Below are 18,140 nucleotides of genomic sequence, written 5' to 3'. Positions count from 1 at the left end.
TCGGCGGGGCCAGGCTGGTGTCATGAGTGGAGGCATCGAGCAGGGCGTCAGCGAGATCGACGGGGCCACGCACATCCTGCATTTCCTGGTGCGGCTGCCCAGGCCCATGGAGGCGGTCTGGCCGGCGGTCGCCACGCCGGAGGGGCTCGCCGGGTGGTTCACCGGGGCGGATGTGCTCGAGCCCCGGCTCGGCGGGGCCGTCAGGCTGCGGGGGCTGGGGGACGGCCAGGTCACCGCGTGGGACGTGGACCGGGTCGCCGAGTACACCGTCGAGGGCGGGGGGCGGATCCGGTTCCACCTGGAGCGGGACGGGGACGACGCCAGCGTTCTCCGGTTCACCCATGAGTTCCAGGGGGAGCACGAGTCGGAGGAGCGCTGGCGAAGGCGGTTCGAACGGTTGGTCGAGTCCTTCGAGGTCGCCCGAGAAGGTGGCAGGCACTCATTCCCGTAACCTCCCCGCATGACCCGCACGACCCCGCCCCGCCCGGTCGACATAGCCGCCGTCTTCCCGGAGCTGGCGCCCCTCGCCCGCACGACCGTCCGTCTGCACCCGCGCCCCGCGGCGCCCACCGTCGCGGACAGTTCGGTCGGCGGGCCCCTGCTGTGGCCGGCGGACGAACCCTGGCCCACCTGCCCCGAGCACACCGGACCCTGGCTGCTCGGCCACGACCCCAACGACCTGCGCGAACAGCGCCGGATCCTGACCGAGGGCTGGGCCCGCCCGCAGATCAAGGGGACGGACTTCCTCACGCCCGAGGAGCGCGCCTTCGTCAACGGCCTCGGCTGCACCGGCGTACGCAAACCCCTGGAGGGCCAGGTCCCCCTCCTGCCCGTCCTCCAGCTCTACGCCCGTGACGTCCCCTCCCTGCCCCGCCCGGAGGGCACCGACCTCCTCCAGGTGCTGTGGTGCAGTTTCGAGCACGGTGAGGACTGCATGCCCGGGGTCCGGTTGCGCTGGCGGCGGGCCGCCGACGTGGGGGAGGTGCGCGAGGAGCAGTGGCCGACGGTGGTGAGCGAGGACGGGTACCTTCCCGAGCCCTGTCTGCTCCACCCCGAGCCCGGGGTCGTCGAGTACCCGGCCCGCCATGAGCTCGACGACGATCTCGCCCGGCGCATCGACGCCTGGGAGGAGGGCAGGCCGTACGACTACCAGTCGGACCTCGCCGTGGCCCCCGGCTGGAAGCTCGGCGGCTACGGCAACTGGAGCTTCTGCGACCCCTGGCCGATGGACTGCGCCGAGTGCGGCGGCCCCATGCGGCCCTTCCTGACCGTCGACAGCTCCGAGTGGGACGGCGGCACGGGCAGCTGGTGCCCCGCGGAGGAGCCCCCGGAGGACCGGCGCCCGAGCTATCCGCAGTCCCACGAACCCACGATGGTCAACATCGGCCGGGGCTACACGATGCAGATCTACCTCTGTCCCGAGTCCTACGACCACCCGCACCTTCAGGTCATGCAGTAGCCGGTCGACGGTGATCGTCAGTCGACGGTGATCGAGTCCAGCTTCTCCCGCAGGTACACATGGGAGTCGACGGGCTCGTACGCCACCCGGCCGACCGGCGCGGGCACGGACTCCACGATCGTCCCCGGTGTGCACTCGCCGAAGTACACCAGGGACATCAGCTCCTCGGCCGGCGCGTCCGCGGGCGGCGGCAGCACCCGGTGCCGCCCCGAGCGCCACCGGTCGCCGGTCCAACGGGCCATCAGATCACCGATGTTGATGGTGAACGCGGCCGGGTCGAAGGGCGCGTCCTGCCACCCGCCCTCGTCCGTCCAGACCTGCAGCCCGCCCTTCCCGGCCTGCCGGTCCAGGATGGTCACCGTCCCGAAGTCGGTGTGCGGCCCGATCCGGAACTGCCCCGGCGCGGGCGCCCCGAGGACCTCGGTGCCCGGATACCAGTTGATGTTGAAGCCGTAGGTCGGATGGTCCATGTGCCGGGAGAAGAAGTCCGGTTCGAGCCCGAGGGCCTCTCCGAGGAGGGAGAGCAGTTCCTTCTCCAGCTCGGCCATCCGCGCGAGGTACTCCTCGCAGAGCGTGCGCAGTTCGGGCACTTCCCGCGGCCACACGTTGGGCGCGTACCACTCGGCGTTGACGACCGGGTCGTCGAAGGGCTCGTGCGTGGCGAAGGTCAGCGACTCCTTCATGTCGGGCGGGGTCTCGGTGCCCTCGGAGTAGCCGTTGGCCTCGGCGCCGGGTCCCAGCCAGCCGCGCCCGCCGACCTTCGCGGCGTAGGGCTGCTTGGCCTCGGCGGGCAGCCGGAAGAAGGACCGCGCCGCCCGCCGGATGCGGGAGCGCAGCGCGGGGTCGACGCCGTGCCCGGTGACCAGCAGGAACCCGGCGGTCCGGAGGGCCTGGTCGACGGTACGGGCGATGCCGGCGCGGGCGGCCGGGTCGCCGTCCAGCCAGGGCCGCAGGTCGATCGTGGGGATACGGGGGGTCCGGGGCTCACTCACCGATGTCCTCATTCCACAGAGCCGGGTTCTTCGCGATGAAGTCACGCATCAGGGCGGCGCACTCGGCGTCGTCGAGCAGCACCACCTCCACCCCGTGTTCGGCCAGCCAGTCGTGTCCGCCGTGGAAGGTGACGGCCTCGCCGATCACGACCCGCGAGATGCCGAACTGCCGGACCAGACCGGAGCAGTACCAGCAGGGCGAGAGGGTGGTCACCATCGTCGTACCGCGATACGACCGCTGCCGTCCCGCCGCGCGGAACGCCGCCGTCTCCGCGTGCAGGGAGGGGTCGCCGTCCTGGACGCGCCGGTTGCGCCCGCGGCCGAGCAGGTTGCCGTCGGGGCCGTAGAGCGCGGCCCCGATCGGGATCCCGCCCTCGGCGAGCCCGGCGCGGGCCTCCGCGACGGCGGTACCGAGCCAGATGCGTGCCTGTGCCTGATCCATACGTCCACTCTGCCCCCGTAGGCACGTGAACCACTGCGTCTGAGTACGCGTGCTCAGGTCCCGGCGGCCCGGCACCGCGAGAGTGGGTGGCGTCGGACCACACGTCAACCACGTCGGACCACCCCTCACCCACAGGAGACGACCGTGCAGAAGCCCCGCAGCCTCCAGATCCTCGGTGCCGCCCTCGCGGGCGCGGCGGCGGCCGTGCTGCTCACCGGATGCGCCGGACTGGAGTACCGGGAGAACATCTGCGGCGGCGGCCAGTACCCCGTCCTCCAGGTGAACGGCACGGGCTCGGACTGCGCCTCCGACGGCGAGGAGCCCGGAGAGGGCTACGCCCGCTACCCCGAGGGCAAGGTGCCGGAGCACGTCGACGACAAGTGGGACGTCTACTGGCGCACCCACACCCTCGACGAGAACGGGAAAATCGTCGACGCCTCCTGACCGAACGAATACCGAACGAATCCGGTGATCGCCGCGTCGGAGTCGTGGAAGCGACGACGAGGGGGATCGGATGAAATCGGCGAGGCTGGCCGGGGTGGCGGTGGCGGTGGCGGTCGTGGTGCTGGGCGTCGGCGGCTGCGGGTCGCTCGAGGACGGGGGCGCGTCCGGGGAAGCGGCGGCGTCCTGCGCCGCCGTGATCGACTTCGACGGCCGGCGCTACTCGGGCTCTGGCACCTACGAATACGAGCGGGGCGAGAAGATCGGCACCGCGACCGAACCGCCCTGCGACGACACCCCGAACGACGGCGACGAGGGATCGTCGGCCCGCCGTGTCACCGCTTACGCGATCAAGGGCGTGGACCCCGACGTGGCCGTCGCGGTGTCGGACGCCCCGGAGGACGTCGTCTACCTCGCCGACCCGGGTGATGAAGTGCCGCCCGAACTGGCGAAGTTGCGGCGGTCGCCAACGGAGGAGTGCGTCGGCACCCGCCCCGCACCCAGCGCGTCCGACACCGGCGAAGGCCGCGGCGACGACCCGGACGACACCCCCCTGTATCGCACCATCGACCTCATCGACCGCCTCGCAGCGAAGCGGTACACGCACTCCTTCACGGGGCTCTCCGTCGACCAGGACGACAACGCGGCCGACCTCTACCGCATCCCCTCCGCCGCCTTCGACGAGGCCGTCTGCGACGGCGCCGAGAAGGGCGTCACCGTGCGGATCCACGACACCGACGCCAACCGGAAGGACCTCGACGCCCTCGCCGAGCGGATCACTGACGACATGAAGCGCTGGGACGGCACTTTCCAGCTCCGGGAGGTCGGTGTCGACGAGCGGGGCTGGGTGCACGTCGGAGTCGACGATCCCGGCACCGCGGAACCCCTCGTCCACGACGCGTTCGGGACGGAGCACATCAAGGTCGTGCACGTCGAGCAGGCCCACCTGGACTGACGACCTGGGCCCATCGACGCCGCCGATGGGCCCATCGGCAGGACGCCCCAGCGGCGCGTGGACCCGCAGGTCAGAGGGCTCGTAGCGTCCTGGACATGACCTCAGAGAACAAGGGCACGGCCCAGCTGACGACCGCGATGGTGCTCTCCGGCACCCTCGGCGTCTTCGTCGTCGAGTCGGGCGCCTCGCCCTTCAACGTCGTCTTCTTCCGCGTCCTGTTCGGCGCCCTCGCCCTCGGCGGCTACATCCTCGCCCGGGGCTGGCTGCGCGAGCACGGCTTCACCCCGCGCACCCTCGGACTCGCCGTCCTCGGCGGCGTGTTCATCGTCCTCAACTGGGTCCTCCTCTTCCAGTCGTACGAGAACACGTCGATCTCCGTGGCCACGGTCGTCTACCACACGCAGCCGTTCTACGTCGTCCTGCTCGGCGCGCTCCTGTTCCGCGAGCGCCTGACCGCGGCGAAGGCCGGCTGGATCGCCGTCGCCTTCGCGGGGCTGATCCTCGTGTCCGGCGTGACGCCCGGAGACTTCGCGGGCGGTGGGGCGTATCTGACCGGTGTCGGCCAGGCTCTCCTGGCCGCCCTGCTCTACGGCCTGTCCACCGTGGTCACGAAGCGCATCACCGGCGTCCGCCCGCACCTCATCGCCCTCGTCCAGGTCCTCGTCGGCATCCCGCTCCTGCTCCCCTTCGCCGACTTCGGCGCGATGGCCGGCACGGGCGCCGACTGGGGCTGGCTGGTGGGCCTCGGGCTCATCCACACGGGTCTGATGTACGTCCTGATGTACGCCGCCTACGCCCAGCTCCCCACGGCGAAGATCGCCGTACTGGCCTTCGTCTACCCGGCGGTCGCGATGGTCGTCGACTGGATGGTGTACGGCCACCACATCGGCCTCGTCCAGGCGCTCGGCGTCCCGCTGATCGTGACGGCGAGCCTGAAGGTCACCCTTGCTCGGCGACCAGCTTCCGCGCCTGCTCCAGGAACAGCCGGGCGTGCGCCGGAAGCCGCTTCCCGGCCCGCCACGCCAGTTGCGTCCGAAGCGTGAACGGCGGCTCCCAGGGCAGCCGTACCAACGACCCCTCCGCGAGTTCGGCGGCGACCGTCACCTCGGGCAGCAGAGCGATCCCGAGACCGGCCGCCGCCGCTCGTTTGGTCGCCTCGATGGTGCCGAACTCCATGAACTCCACCGTCGGGGAGACCGACTTCAGCTCCCGCTCGAACAAGTCCCGGTACGCGCAGCCCGGTTCGAGGGCGAGCAGAGGATGCCGTACGAGGTCGGCGGTGGCCGTCGCGTCGAGCGGGCGGGCCGCGACCAGTGCCAGCGGCTCCACCGCCAGCACCTCGCTCTCCAGGCCGGGATGCCCGGTCTCCTCCTCCATGAGGAAGCCGAGGTCGTACGTCCCCTGCCGCAGCGCCTCCTGGGTCTCGGCGCCGATGGTCGTGCGCAGCGCCAGCCGTATGCGCGGATAGCGGTGGTGGAACAGCTCCAGGAGCGGGGGCAGCCGGTAGGAGGTCAGCGACTCCATGGTGCCGACGACCAGCGAGCCCGTCGGCTCCTCCGCCGCCGTCACCGCCGCCCGCGCCTCCTCGCTCAGCTCGATGATCTGCCGGGCGTAGGGCAGCAGCCGCTCACCGGCCTCCGTCAGCCGGATCCGGCCGCCGAGCCGGTCGAACAGCTCGGTGCCGAGGGAGGTTTCCAGGGCGCGGATCTGACTGGTCACACTGGACTGCGCGTACGCCAGCTCGGCCGCCGCCCGGGTGAAGCTCAGGACGGTCGCGACCTTCTCGAACGTGACGAGCAGCCGCAGCTCCATGTCAGGGCTCGTCCCGCTTGTTCTTGTCGTCGTCGTCCAGGGACTTCAGGAACTCGGGGTTGTCGTCGGGCGCGACCCACTGCCGGGAGCGGTTCGTCCGTACCCCCGACCACCCCTCCGCGGCCGGCGCCCGCTTCTTGCCCGCGATCAGCCAGGAGAGCGAGCCCACGAGCGGGAACAGCAGCACGAGGATCGCCCACAGCGGCTTGGGCATGTGCCGGACGTCCTCGTCCTTGGTGCTGATGCAGTCGATGAACGCGTAGATGCTCAGCGCCAGTGGAACCAGGAACATCAGCACCCGGAGCATGGGGCCCTCCCGCGAGATGGTGGTCGGGGCCGCGATCACAGCCCCCAGGTACAGGGCCAGGGTAGCCGCTCGGGGATACTTGACCCCATGGCTTACGACGATCTTCGTTCCCTGCTCAGGGCACTGGAACGCGAAGGCGACCTCAAGCGCGTCAAGGCTGAGGTCGATCCGTATCTGGAGGTCGGGGAGATCGTCGACCGGGTGCAGAAGGCGGGTGGCCCGGCACTGCTCTTCGAGAACGTGAAGGGCTCCGCGATGCCCCTCGCGATGAACGTCTTCGGGACGGACCGCCGCCTGCTCAAGGCCTTGGGGCTGAAGTCGTACGGCGAGATCTCCGAGAAGATCGGCGGGCTGCTCAAGCCCGAGCTGCCGCACGGGTTCGTCGGGGTCCGGGAGGCCTTCGGCAAGCTCGGCGCGATGGCCCACGTCCCGCCGAAGAAGGTCAAGGACGCCCCGGTGCACGAGGTCGTGCTGCGCGGCGAGGACGTCGACCTGGACCGGCTCCCGGCGCTGTTCACCTGGCCCAAGGACGGCGGCTCCTTCTTCAACCTGGGCCTGACCCACACCAAGGACCCCGAGTCCGGGATCCGCAACCTCGGTCTGTACCGGCTCCAGCGGCACGACAAGCGCACGATCGGGATGCACTGGCAGATCCACAAGGACAGCCGGAACCACTACCAGGTCGCGGCGCGCAGGGGCGAGCGGCTGCCGGTCGCCATCGCCTTCGGCTGCCCGCCGGCCGTGACGTACGCCTCCACCGCCCCGCTTCCGGGCGACATCGACGAGTACCTGTTCGCCGGCTTCATCGCGGGCAAGCGGATCGAGATGGTCGACTGCAAGACCGTCCCGCTCCAGGTGCCGGCGCAGGCGGAGGTCGTCCTGGAGGGCTGGCTGGAGCCCGGCGAGATGCTGCCGGAAGGCCCCTTCGGCGACCACACGGGCTTCTACACCCCGCAGGAACCGTTCCCCGCGCTGACCATCGACTGCGTGACGATGCGCAAGCGTCCGCTGCTGCAGTCGATCGTGGTGGGCCGGCCGCCGACCGAGGACGGCCCGCTGGGCCGCGCGACCGAGCGCTTCTTCCTGCCGCTGCTGAAGATCATCATCCCGGACATCGTGGACTACCACCTGCCCGAGGCGGGCGGCTTCCACAACTGCGCGATCGTCTCGATCGACAAGAAGTACCCCAAGCACGCGCAGAAGGTCATGCACGCGGTCTGGGGCGCCCACATGATGTCCCTGACCAAGCTGATCGTGGTGGTCGACGCCGACTGCGACGTCCACGACCTGCACGAGGTCGCCTGGCGGGCGCTCGGCAACACGGACTACGCCCGCGACCTGTCGGTCGTGGAGGGCCCCGTCGACCACCTCGACCACGCCTCCTACCAGCAGTTCTGGGGCGGCAAGGCGGGCATCGACGCGACGAGGAAGTGGCCAGAGGAGGGCTACACCCGCGACGGCGGCTGGCCGGACATGGTGGAGTCGGACCCGGAGACGGCGGCGAAGGTCGACCGCCGCTGGAAGGAGTACGGCCTGTGAGCTCGGCTTCCGCAGCGCTGCCGCAGCCGGGACGCACCAAGGCGTTCCTGCGGCTGGTGATGATCGAGCACTCGGTCTTCGCGCTCCCCTTCGCCTACATCGCGGCCCTCACCGCGATGTTCCAGTGGGACAAGAACATCCACTGGGGCCGGCTGTTGCTGGTCACGATCTGCATGGTGGGTCTGCGCACCTTCGCCATGGCGGTGAACCGGATCATCGACCGCGAGATCGACGCCCGCAACCCCCGGACGGCGCAGCGCGAGCTGGTGACCGGCGCGATGTCGGTCAAGCACGCCTGGACCGGCGCCCTGATCGCGGTGGTGATCTTCCTCGGCTCGGCGGCGCTGCTGAACCCGCTGTGCCTGGCCCTGGCCCCCGTCGCGGTGATCCCGATGGTGGTCTACCCCTACGGCAAGCGGTTCACGAACTTCCCGCAGGCCATCCTGGGCCTGGCCCAGGCGATCGGCCCGGTGGGCGGCTGGCTGGCGATCACCGGCAGCTGGTCGTGGGACGCGGTGCTCCTGGGCCTCGCGGTCGGCATCTGGATCGGCGGCTTCGATCTGATCTACGCCTGCCAGGACGTGGAGACGGACCGCGAGATCGGCGTGATGTCGGTACCGGCCCGCTTCGGCATCCCGACGGCCATCCGGGCCGCGCGGGTGTGCCACGCCGTGACGACGGCCCTCCTCGTCTGGTACGCCGTGGCGACGGACGCGGGCACGTTCTTCTGGCTCGGCCTGATGATCGTCGCGAGCGCCTTCGTCTACGAGCACTCGATCGTCCGCCCCACCGACCTGTCCCGTCTGAACAGGGCGTTCTTCAGCGTCAACGGCTTCATCGGGATCGCCCTGTTCGTGTGCGCGCTGCTCGATCTCCTGGTCCGGGGTCTGACGGTCTGAAGACCGAGCGACCCGCCGGTAGGCTCAGTGGTGTGAACGCAGGAGAATCGCAGCGCGTGCCTTGGATCGTGGGGGTGTCCGGAGCTTCCGGGACGCCGTATGCGGCCGCTGTGCTGCGGGCGCTGCTGGCGGCGGGGGAGAGCGTCGACCTGGTCGTGAGCCGGGCCTCCCGGCTCACGCTGCTCGACGAGACCGGGATCTCCTTCCGCGACGCCCATTGGGAGACCGACCTGCGCGAATGGCTGGCGCGGGGGGCCGACGGCAAGCCGGACACCTTCGACGTGGACCTCGACGGCGTACGGCACTGGAGTGCCGGGGACCTCGCGGCGGGGCCGTCCTCGGGGTCGTATCCCAGCAAGGGCATGCTGATCGTGCCGGCGTCCACCGCGTGTGTCGCGGGCGTGGCGCTCGGGCTGTCCAAGGACCTGCTGCAGCGGTCCGCGAGCGTGACCCTCAAGGAGGGGCGCAAGCTGGTCGTCGCCGTTCGGGAGACCCCCTTGAACGGACAGACGCTGCGGCACCTGGTCACTCTCGACGACGCGGGCGCCACCGTCGTACCCGCCTCGCCCGCCTTCTACGCCGGGGCCACCCACATCCAGGACCTGGTGGACTTCGTCGCCGGACGCGTCCTCGACGCGGCGGGTGTGGAGCACGGGCTCTACCGCCGCTGGAAGGGCGACCTCGGCGGCGCGCGCACCACCTGAGCATCAAGCGGGACCAGCAGTACTCATCACATCGGGAACGTCAGAACTTTTCAGCGGAAGGCTTCGAATCGCATGGACGCGGTGGACAGGCAGCTCATCCAGGCCCTGAGGGAGAACGGCCGGGCCTCCTACGCGGAGCTGGGGCGCCTCGTCGGCCTGTCGGGACCCAGTGTCACCGACCGCATCAACCGGCTGGAGGCGGCCGGGGTCATCACCGGGTACCGCGCCACCGTCGACTCCGCCTCCCTCGGCCTCGGCGTCACCGCCCTGATCGGCATCTCGCTCTCCGACGCGGCCGACCACGAGGACGTGGCCCGGCGCATGAAGGACCTGCCGGAGATCGAGGACTGCTGGTTCATCGCCGGCGACGACTCCTTCATGCTCAAGGTGCGGGCGAACGACGTCGACGGCCTGGAGAAGATCATCCGGCGGCTCAGCGGGACGAAGGGCGTCTCCCGGACCCGTACCACCATCGTGCTCTCCACGAAGTGGGAGAACCGGGTGGGTGAGCTGCCCGAAGAGGTGTAGGCCCGAGGGCCGCATGGGGGCACCTCCCGCCCGAAGGGCGGGGGAGTAGGTTTGACGCAGTCGGTCTGAGAGAGGTGTACGCATGGACGTCGGGCTCAAGCGCGAGCTGGAGCAGAAGGTCATGGCCGGTGAGCGGCTGACCCGCGAGGACGGCATCGCGCTGTACGAGTCGGACGACCTGGCCTGGCTCGGCGGGCTCGCCCACGAGGTGCGCACGCGCAAGAACGGCGACGTCGTCCACTTCAACGTCAACCGCCACCTCAACATGACCAACGTCTGTACGGCGTCCTGCGCCTACTGCTCGTTCCAGCGCAAGCCGGGCGAGAAGGACGCCTACACGATGCGCATCGAGGAGGCGGTGAAGCTCGCCAAGGCGATGGAGAGCGAGAACCTCACCGAGCTGCACATCGTGAACGGGCTGCACCCGAACCTGCCGTGGCGCTACTACCCGCGGTCGCTGCGGGAGCTGAAGGCGGCGCTGCCGGACGTCTCGCTGAAGGCCTTCACGGCGACGGAGATCCACCACTTCGAGACGATCTCCGGGCTGTCGGCGTCGGAGATCCTCGACGAGCTCATCGACGCGGGTCTGGAGTCGCTGACCGGCGGTGGCGCGGAGATCTTCGACTGGGAGGTCCGCCAGCACATCGTGGACCACCGCACGCACTGGGAGGACTGGTCCCGCATCCACCGCCTGGCGCACGAGAAGGGTCTGAAGACCCCGAGCACCATGCTGTACGGCCACATCGAGGAGCCGCGCCACCGCGTGGACCACGTGCTGCGGCTGCGCGAACTCCAGGACGAGACCGGCGGCTTCCAGGTCTTCATCCCGCTGCGCTACCAGCACGACTTCGTGGACATGAAGGACGGCAAGGTCCGCAACCGGCTGCAGGCGCGGACGCAGATGGCGACGGGCGCGGAGGCGCTGAAGACCTTCGCGGTGTCCCGGCTGCTCTTCGACAACGTCCCGCACGTCAAGGTCTTCTGGGTCATGCACGGCGTCCAGACGGCCCAGCTGGCCCTTCAGCACGGCGCCGACGACATGGACGGCTCGGTGGTCGAGTACAAGATCACCCACGACGCGGACAACTACGGCACGCCGAACAAACTGACGCGGGACGATCTGCTGGACCTGATCCGGGACGCGGGCTTCCGCCCGGTGGAGCGGAACACCCGGTACGAGATCATCCGGGAGTTCGAGGGGCCCGATCCCTCGCGGCGGGAGTCTCCTCAGCCCATGCGCGTGTGAGGGGTCCCGCACCTCTGAGGTGGGTACTCGGGGCGCGTGATCAGCAAGGCGCCCGAGGACCGCTACACCGCGGACCCCTTTCTGCCGGAGAGCGGTGGTCTTCCCGCCCTCCGGCGGGCCGCCGCCGAGTGTCGAGGGTGCCCGCTCCACGCGGCCGCCACGCAGACCGTCTTCGGTGCCGGGAACGCGCACGCCGCCGTCATGCTCGTCGGTGAGCAACCCGGCGATCAGGAGGACCGGCAGGGGAAGCCCTTCGTCGGGCCCGCCGGGAAGCTGCTCGACCGGGCGCTCGCCGAGGCCGGGATCGACCCCGACGACACCTATGTGACCAACGCGGTCAAGCATTTCAAGTTCACCCGCGCCGAGCCCCGGAAGCGGCGTATCCACAAGGCGCCGACGCTGCGGGAGATGTCCGCCTGTGGGCCCTGGCTCGCGCGGGAGCTCGCTCTGGTCGAACCCGAGTTGATCGTCGTACTCGGGGCCACCGCCGGGAAGGCGCTGCTCGGGTCGTCGTTCCGGGTCACCCAGGTGCGGGGGACCGTGCTGGAGGAGGAGATCCACGGGCGGCCCGAGCGGCTGGTGGCCACTGTTCATCCGTCCTCCGTTCTGCGTTCCGACGATCGTGAGGCCGCCTACCAGGGGCTGGTCTCGGATCTGGAAGTGGCGGCGCGAGCGCTGAGGTAATGGTTACCATGCATGTGTGTCCCTTACTTTCACGCTCGACCCCGCCATCGACCCCACCCTGCGTGACGGTGTCCTCGATCTGTGGGCGGAGGTCTCCAACGCCGGTGGCTCCGTCGGCTTCGTGCCGCCCGTGACGCGGGACGTGATCCGGCCCGAGCTGGTCAAGCACTTCGTGGCGATGGCCGAGGGGCGGACCCGGCTGCTCGTCGGGCGGGACGCGGACGGGCAGGTCGCCGCCACCGCCTTCTTCTCCTTCAACACGCACCGGCTCATGACCCACTGGGTGTGGCTGTACACGGTGATGGTGCATCCGCGGCATCAGGGCAAGGGGTACGGACGGGACCTGCTGGCCGCCGCCGAGCAGGCCGCCCGCGGCTTCGACGGCATCCGGGCGATACGGCTCACCTGCCGCGGCGGCCAGGGCCTGGAGCGGTTCTACGGCACCTGCGGCTACAAGGAGGTCGGCCGGATACCGGAGGCCATCCGGGTCGCCCCGGACGACCACCGCGACGACGTGATCATGCTGCTGCCGCTCGACTGAGCCCCGCCCCCAAGATCGCGCGGTGCACGTGCTTCACTGGATGTCGCTCCTTACTGGAATTGTCGGAATCGGAAGAGTGGATTGAGATGCTCCGCTACACGCTGATGCGCCTCGGGATCTTCGTGGGCTGCCTCGTGGTCGTCTGGGGCCTCGTCTACTCCGGTCTCGCCCCGCGCGGCCTCGGCGACTCCAACGGCATGTGGGTCGTCCTGCTCGCCCTGCTGATCTCCGCCCCGATCAGCTTCGTCGTCCTGCGCAAGGAGCGGGACCGCGCCTCCGAGCAGATCGTCCGCAAGGTCGACAGCGTGAAGGCCAACCTCGAGGCCAACCGCAGCCAGGAGGACGTCGCCGACGACACGGCACGGGCGCAGGGGCAGACGTCCTAGTCTTGCCCCCATGGGTGCAGTCAAGACCAAGCGGATGCCGCGTGCGGTCCGGGAACAGCAGATGCTGGACGCCGCCGTACGGACCTTCGGGCGGCGCGGGTACATGGCCGCCTCGATGGACGAGATCGCCGAACTCGCCGGTGTCTCCAAGCCGTTGGTCTACCTGTACCTGAACTCCAAGGACGACCTCTTCACCGCCTGCATCCGCCGCGAGGCGCGTGCGCTGACCGCCGCCGTACGGACCGGCGTCGACACCGGCGCGCCCGCCGACCGCCAACTCTGGGACGGCCTGCGGGCGTTCTTCACGCACACCGCGCGGCACCCGGACGGCTGGGCCGTGCTGCATCTCCAAGCCCGCACCCACGGCGAGGTGTTCGCCGCCGAGGTGACCGCGATGCGCGCGGAGATCGTCGCGTTCGTCACCCAGCTGATCCTCACCGCCGCCCGCGCCGCCCACCGTGACCCGGACCTCCCCGAGCACGAGGTGGCGGGCCTCGCCGAGGCCCTGGTCGGCGCCGCCGAGTCGCTCGCCGACTGGGCCAACGCCACCCCCGGCGTCACCGCCCGCCAGGCCGCGGCGACCCTGATGAACTTCGCCTGGGCGGGTCTGGGCAACATGATGGACGGCCGCCCCTGGGTGCCGCCCGCAGACTGACCGGCCCGCACCCGACGACCCTCGCCGGTCAGCCGACCGCCCCCGTCAGGTGCACCCGCCCGTCGCCGCCCCGCAGTTCGAACCGCCCCGGCCCGGCGCCGTACGTCACCGTCCCCGGCAGCAGTACCGGTGCCCGGAACTCCGCCGTGACCCGGCCTGTCGGAGGGACCCCGTACGCCGCCAGGCAGCGGGCCACCGTCCACATCCCGTGTGCGATGGCCCTCGGGAAGCCGAACGGGCGCGCGGTGAGCGGGTGGAGGTGGATCGGGTTGCGGTCCCCGGACACGGCCGCGTACCGCCGTCCGATGTCGCCGCCCAGCCGCCACTCGGCGACGGCGGGCAGGGGAGGCGGCTCCCGCCTGGGGGCGCCCCGCCCGTCCGTCCGGTGCCGGGCGAGATAGGTGCTGCGCGACTCCCATACGACGGTCTCCCCGGCCCTGACCTCCGTCACGACCCCCGCCTCCGTCCCGCGCCGGTGCGGGGCCAACCCGTCGACGCGCACGGAGAGTTCGTAGACGCCGGTCGCCGGCAGCCGCGTATGTCCCGTGATGTCGATCGAGGTGTGCACCAGGCCGAGCAGTGGCAGGGGGAAGTCCCGTCCGGCCATCAGGCGCAGCGCGAGCGGAAACCCCAGCACATGCGGGTACGTCACCGGCAGCGCGTCCTCCCCGGTCGGGAACCCGCACACGCGCTCGTAGGCGGAGAGCCGGGCCAGGTCGACACGGACGGAGGGGCGGACCAGCGGGGTGCGGGGAAAGTCCGCGTCGGGGCGGGGACTTCTGAGGGCCAGGACCGTCATGGGGGCGTCTCCCTACTCCTCCAGTTGCTTACTCCGGAGTAAGGTTACCGGAGGTAAGGAGATGAGTACGGCACAGAGCTGAGTGACCCTCACGTAACCCCCGAGGTTGCACAGCCCCGCCCCCCATCCCTCCCCGAACCAGCACAGCCCCCACACGTCAGCCCCGTACGATCCCCTGTCTAACCGGCGGTAACCCCATTTTCCGCACACGGGGAGCCGTCCGTGAACGCCGTGCCAGGAGCCGCCCGTGTCCACGCCTCTGCCTTCCTTCGCCGCGTCCGCCGCCTTCGACGACGCTCCCGCGCCCACCCTCGTGGAGCCCGAGACCCGGCGTCTTGACGGTGTCGTCCGGGAGGCCTACGTACCGCCCTTCGCACCGCCCGTCTCGCACGGCTCACTGGGCGACCTGCCGTTCGACACCGCCGTCTCCGTACCGGACAAGGTGCTGCTCAGCCGGAAGACGGAACAGGGCGGCTGGACGGACGTGACGGCGACGGAGTTCGCCGAGCAGGTGCACGCCGTGGCCAAGGGGCTGATCGCCGAGGGCCTGATGCCGGGCGACCGGATCGCGGTCATGGCGCGGACGACGTACGAGTGGACGCTCCTCGACTTCGCCGCCTGGGCCGCGGGCCTGGTGACCGTCCCGGTCTACCCGACCTCCTCCGTCTTCCAGACCCGCTGGATCCTCCAGGACTCCGGCGCCGTCGCCCTGGTCACCGAGACCGTCGCACAGGCCGCCGCCCTCGGCCCGGAGCGCGAACGCATCCCCGACCTCCAGCACCTGTGGGTCATGGAGAAGGGCCATGTGGAGCGGCTCGGGGAGGCCGGAGCGCAGATACCCGACCAGGAGGTCGACGTCCGCCGGGGCATGCTCGGCCCGAGCACCCTCGCCACGCTCATCTACACCTCGGGCACCACCGGCCGCCCCAAGGGCTGCGCGCTGACCCACGGCAACTTCTTCGCCGAGGTCGACAACGCCATCGAACTCCTCTACCCCGTCTTCAAGTCCAGATCGAGCGAGGAGGACTCGGTCCTCCTGTTCCTCCCCATGTCCCATGTCTTCGGCCGCATGGTGGCGGTGGCCTGCGTCCGCGCCCGGGTCCGCCTCGGCCACGCGCCCAGCCTCGACGCCGAGGACCTCATGGCGGACCTGGCCGCCTTCCGCCCGACCTGTCTGCTGGCCATCCCGTACATGCTGGAGAAGGTCTACAACTCCGCGCGCGCCAAGGCGGAGGAGGGCGGCCGGCTGACCATGTTCGACCGGGCCGCGGCGATCGCGGGGCGCTACGGCGAGGCCACGGAGGCCAAGCAGCACGGCACCGGGAAGGGACCCGGCCGCGCCCTGACCATGGCGCGCACCTTCTACGACCCGCTCGTCTACCGCCGTATCCGCAACGCCATGGGCGGCCGGGTCCGCCACGCGATCTGCGGCGGCTCCCCGCTCGGCCGCCGACTAGCGGCCTTCTACGCGGGCGCGGGCATCGAGATCTACGAGGGCTACGGCCTGACCGAGACCACGGCGGCCGCCACCGTCACCCCGCCCCTCAAACCCCGGCTGGGCACGGTCGGCTGGCCGCTGCCCGGCACCCGGGTCCGGATCGCGGCGGACGGCGAGATCCTGATCTCCGGCGAGCAGGTGCTGCGCGGCTACTGGGACCCGGCGGCCGGAGGAGTGGTCCCGGCGGCGGTGGACGGCTGGCTGGCCACGGGCGACATCGGCGAACTGGACGACGAGGGCTATCTGACCATCACCGGCCGCAAGAAGGAACTGCTGATCACGGCGGGCGGCAAGAGCGTGGCCCCGGCCCCGCTGGAGAACTGGCTCCGCTCCCACCCCCTGATCTCCCAGGCCATGGTGCTCGGCGACCGGCGCCCCTACGTCTCCGCCCTGATCACCCTCGACATGGACGGCGTCTCCCACTGGCGCCGGATGAACGGCCGCCACCCGGTACCGGCGGAACTCCTGCTGGACGACGAGGAGTTGCGGGCCATCGTCCAGCGCGCGGTGGACGAGGCGAACAAGCTGGTCTCCCGCCCCGAGTCGATCCGGCGCTTCCGGATCCTCCCGTACGACTTCACGGAGACGGCGGGTCACCTCACGCCGTCGATGAAGCTCCGGCGAGAGCAGGTCATGCGGGACTTCGCGGAGGAGATCGAGGAGTTGTACGCGCGCTGATTCCGGGACTCCGGGACTTCGGGACTCCGGGACGTACAACCATCAACAGGTGCCGTGAGTCTCCTCGTCGCCAACTCTTGATCAGCGCAGGAGACCCATGTTCAAGCGCAGCACCGCTCGCCTGGTGATCGCCACGGCGACGGCCGCCGCCCTCACGGGCGGACTGCTCACCCTCTCGGTGAGCACGGCGACCGCGGCCACCCCGGCGAAGTACGCGGACGACTTCAACGGCGACGGGTACCGGGACTACGCCAGTGCCGGGCTGGGCGGTCAGTTCACCGTCACCTACGGCACGGCCACCGGTCCCGGCACCACCAGCAAGACCTTCACGCAGGCCACAGCGGGCGTCCCGGGCACGGCCGGTGACGCGAACGGCTACGCCGACGCGTTCGGCGAGGACCTCGCCCCCGCCGACTACAACCGCGACGGCTACGCGGACCTCGCGGTCGCCGACTTCACCGAGAAGGTCGACGGCAAGGTCAGCTCCGGCGCGGTCACCATCCTGTGGGGCTCGTCGTCCGGCCTCACCGGCACGAGCGCCGTCCGCCTGAAGATCACGCCCAGTTCCCACCGGGGCTTCGGCAAGCAGATCGAGACCGGCGACTTCAACGGTGACGGCAAGGCCGACCTGGCGGTCGCGGACGGCATCGAGGCGGTACGGATCTACCGCGGCGGCTTCTCCAAGTCCGGTACGACGGGCACGGTGACCAAGCACGTGCCGAACGCCCTCCTGGAACCGGCCGGCCTGGTGGCGGGCAGGGTGACGAACGACGGCGCGACCGACCTCTTCCTGCTGGGCCAGGGCTACCACAACGACAAGATGACCCAGGACGCGTGGTTCATCCGGGGCGGCTCCACGATCAAGCCCGGCGCGATCACCGTCTACAACAGCTCGGCCCCTGACTACAGCCCCACCGGCGTGGTCGCCGACTTCAACAAGGACGGCTACGGCGACCTGGCGGTCGGTGACACCCGGTACGGCGGCAACGCCGGCTCGGTGGTCGTCTGGCGCGGCGGCAGCACCGGTCCCGGCACGAAGTACCGCATCACCCAGTCGACCTCGGGCGTGGCCACGGGTGCCACGGCGCGCGACTACTTCGGCACCAGCCTCTCCGCCGGCGACACCAACGGCGACGGCTACCCGGACCTGGCGGTCGGCGTCCCCTACGAGGTGGTCGGCTCGCAGGACGACGCGGGCGGGGTGCACGTCCTGCGCGGCGGCAAGTCGGGCCTCACCGGCACGAACTCCCAGTGGTTCACGCGCGCTACGGCCGGTGTCCCCGGCAGCCCGACCCAGTACGGCAGCTTCGGCCAGCTGGTGCGCGTCCGTGACGTCAACCGGGACGGGCGCAAGGACCTGCTCGTGTCCGGCGACCACTACAGCCCGGCGGTACTGCTGCCGGGCACGGGCTCCGGCATCACGGGCACGGGAGCGAAGGAAGTGAACGTGGTGGCGTCGTTCCCGCAGTAGCCGGGCGGGGGTGCGGACGGGCAGGCGCACCTGCCCGTCCGTAGCTGTCCGGCACGCGCACCGGCCCGACCCCGGTGCTCGGCATGCCGCTTGACTTCACAAGA

At 70.6% G+C, this 18,140-nt stretch carries 21 protein-coding genes; 16 read left to right on the top strand and 5 right to left on the bottom strand.

Annotation, left to right across the window (positions count from 1 at the left end; translation table 11 throughout):
* The first annotated feature begins 22 nt into the window (after positions 1 to 22).
* Together AC068Z_RS04430 and AC068Z_RS04425 are read left to right on the top strand one after the other, a co-directional pair.
* Entirely contained in the window at positions 23 to 451 is a 429-nt protein-coding gene (locus AC068Z_RS04430; RefSeq protein ID WP_478552131.1) for an SRPBCC domain-containing protein, read from the top strand.
* Between the two features lie 9 nt (positions 452 to 460).
* Positions 461 to 1,459: a hypothetical protein gene (locus AC068Z_RS04425; protein ID WP_478552130.1), complete on the top strand. Its 999-nt coding sequence runs from the start codon at positions 461 to 463 to the stop codon at positions 1,457 to 1,459.
* Between the two features lie 17 nt (positions 1,460 to 1,476).
* Here the strand turns inward: AC068Z_RS04425 and AC068Z_RS04420 are convergent, their stop codons facing one another.
* Entirely contained in the window at positions 1,477 to 2,463 is a 987-nt protein-coding gene (locus AC068Z_RS04420; RefSeq protein ID WP_478552129.1) for an isopenicillin N synthase family dioxygenase, read from the bottom strand.
* Positions 2,444 to 2,893, bottom strand: coding sequence for a nucleoside deaminase (locus tag AC068Z_RS04415; RefSeq protein WP_478552127.1), 450 nt, complete (start codon positions 2,891 to 2,893; stop codon positions 2,444 to 2,446). Before AC068Z_RS04415 ends, AC068Z_RS04420 begins: the two co-directional genes overlap by 20 nt.
* Positions 2,894 to 3,037: 144 nt before the next feature.
* Between AC068Z_RS04415 and AC068Z_RS04410 the strand changes: the two genes are divergently transcribed.
* The 3 genes from AC068Z_RS04410 (at position 3,038) to AC068Z_RS04400 (ending at position 5,332) form a co-directional block, all read left to right on the top strand.
* The gene (locus tag AC068Z_RS04410; RefSeq protein ID WP_478552126.1) at positions 3,038 to 3,337 is read left to right on the top strand and encodes an SCO0607 family lipoprotein; all 300 of its coding nucleotides are present in this window, start codon (positions 3,038 to 3,040) and stop codon (positions 3,335 to 3,337) included.
* 70 nt (positions 3,338 to 3,407) lie between these two features.
* The gene (locus tag AC068Z_RS04405; RefSeq protein ID WP_478552125.1) at positions 3,408 to 4,289 is read left to right on the top strand and encodes a DUF6281 family protein; all 882 of its coding nucleotides are present in this window, start codon (positions 3,408 to 3,410) and stop codon (positions 4,287 to 4,289) included.
* 95 nt (positions 4,290 to 4,384) lie between these two features.
* Positions 4,385 to 5,332 carry a DMT family transporter gene (locus AC068Z_RS04400; protein ID WP_478552123.1) on the top strand — a complete coding sequence of 316 codons (948 nt, stop codon included), beginning with the start codon at positions 4,385 to 4,387 and terminating at the stop codon, positions 5,330 to 5,332.
* Here AC068Z_RS04400 and AC068Z_RS04395 read toward each other — a convergent pair.
* Together AC068Z_RS04395 and AC068Z_RS04390 are read right to left on the bottom strand one after the other, a co-directional pair.
* The gene (locus tag AC068Z_RS04395) at positions 5,229 to 6,101 is read right to left on the bottom strand and encodes a LysR family transcriptional regulator (RefSeq protein WP_478552121.1); all 873 of its coding nucleotides are present in this window, start codon (positions 6,099 to 6,101) and stop codon (positions 5,229 to 5,231) included. The genes AC068Z_RS04400 and AC068Z_RS04395 overlap by 104 nt on opposite strands.
* A 1-nt stretch (position 6,102) precedes the next feature.
* On the bottom strand, positions 6,103 to 6,408 hold the full coding sequence (locus tag AC068Z_RS04390; RefSeq protein ID WP_478552119.1) for a PLD nuclease N-terminal domain-containing protein: 306 nt from the start codon (positions 6,406 to 6,408) through the stop codon (positions 6,103 to 6,105).
* 87 nt (positions 6,409 to 6,495) lie between these two features.
* Here AC068Z_RS04390 and AC068Z_RS04385 point away from each other — a divergent pair, with 87 nt between their 5' ends.
* From AC068Z_RS04385 to AC068Z_RS04345, 9 genes are all read left to right on the top strand, one after another.
* Entirely contained in the window at positions 6,496 to 7,947 is a 1,452-nt protein-coding gene (locus AC068Z_RS04385; protein WP_478552117.1) for a menaquinone biosynthesis decarboxylase, read from the top strand.
* Positions 7,944 to 8,846 (top strand): menaquinone biosynthesis prenyltransferase MqnP, encoded by a 903-nt coding sequence (gene mqnP / locus AC068Z_RS04380; RefSeq protein ID WP_478552115.1) that lies wholly within the window; start codon positions 7,944 to 7,946, stop codon positions 8,844 to 8,846. Before AC068Z_RS04385 ends, mqnP begins: the two co-directional genes overlap by 4 nt.
* Before the next feature lie 56 nt (positions 8,847 to 8,902).
* Complete coding sequence (locus tag AC068Z_RS04375) at positions 8,903 to 9,550, top strand: UbiX family flavin prenyltransferase (RefSeq protein WP_478552113.1); 648 nt, start codon at positions 8,903 to 8,905, stop codon at positions 9,548 to 9,550.
* 72 nt (positions 9,551 to 9,622) lie between these two features.
* On the top strand, positions 9,623 to 10,078 hold the full coding sequence (locus AC068Z_RS04370) for an Lrp/AsnC family transcriptional regulator (RefSeq protein WP_478552111.1): 456 nt from the start codon (positions 9,623 to 9,625) through the stop codon (positions 10,076 to 10,078).
* A gap of 82 nt (positions 10,079 to 10,160) precedes the next feature.
* A complete protein-coding gene (gene mqnE / locus AC068Z_RS04365; RefSeq protein ID WP_478552109.1) occupies positions 10,161 to 11,324 on the top strand; it encodes an aminofutalosine synthase MqnE in 1,164 nt (387 codons plus the stop codon).
* A gap of 36 nt (positions 11,325 to 11,360) precedes the next feature.
* Positions 11,361 to 12,008 (top strand): UdgX family uracil-DNA binding protein, encoded by a 648-nt coding sequence (locus tag AC068Z_RS04360; protein ID WP_478552107.1) that lies wholly within the window; start codon positions 11,361 to 11,363, stop codon positions 12,006 to 12,008.
* A gap of 16 nt (positions 12,009 to 12,024) precedes the next feature.
* Positions 12,025 to 12,549 carry an N-acetyltransferase family protein gene (locus AC068Z_RS04355; protein WP_478552105.1) on the top strand — a complete coding sequence of 175 codons (525 nt, stop codon included), beginning with the start codon at positions 12,025 to 12,027 and terminating at the stop codon, positions 12,547 to 12,549.
* Between the two features lie 86 nt (positions 12,550 to 12,635).
* On the top strand, positions 12,636 to 12,935 hold the full coding sequence (locus tag AC068Z_RS04350) for a DUF4229 domain-containing protein (RefSeq protein ID WP_478552103.1): 300 nt from the start codon (positions 12,636 to 12,638) through the stop codon (positions 12,933 to 12,935).
* A 10-nt stretch (positions 12,936 to 12,945) separates the two neighbouring features.
* On the top strand, positions 12,946 to 13,590 hold the full coding sequence (locus tag AC068Z_RS04345) for a TetR/AcrR family transcriptional regulator (RefSeq protein WP_478552101.1): 645 nt from the start codon (positions 12,946 to 12,948) through the stop codon (positions 13,588 to 13,590).
* A gap of 28 nt (positions 13,591 to 13,618) precedes the next feature.
* Here AC068Z_RS04345 and AC068Z_RS04340 read toward each other — a convergent pair whose 3' ends face one another.
* Complete coding sequence (locus tag AC068Z_RS04340; protein ID WP_478552099.1) at positions 13,619 to 14,389, bottom strand: MaoC family dehydratase; 771 nt, start codon at positions 14,387 to 14,389, stop codon at positions 13,619 to 13,621.
* Between the two features lie 247 nt (positions 14,390 to 14,636).
* Between AC068Z_RS04340 and AC068Z_RS04335 the strand changes: the two genes are divergently transcribed.
* Together AC068Z_RS04335 and AC068Z_RS04330 are read left to right on the top strand one after the other, a co-directional pair.
* A complete protein-coding gene (locus tag AC068Z_RS04335) occupies positions 14,637 to 16,565 on the top strand; it encodes an AMP-dependent synthetase/ligase (RefSeq protein ID WP_478552098.1) in 1,929 nt (642 codons plus the stop codon).
* A gap of 97 nt (positions 16,566 to 16,662) precedes the next feature.
* A complete protein-coding gene (locus tag AC068Z_RS04330) occupies positions 16,663 to 18,036 on the top strand; it encodes an FG-GAP-like repeat-containing protein (protein ID WP_478552097.1) in 1,374 nt (457 codons plus the stop codon).
* Positions 18,037 to 18,140: the final 104 nt, after the last annotated feature.

It is taken from the genome of Streptomyces sp. NPDC043726 (assembly GCF_056436565.1).
The sequence above is the reverse complement of the archived record's forward strand: the minus strand, read 5'-3'. Positions and strand labels throughout refer to the sequence as shown.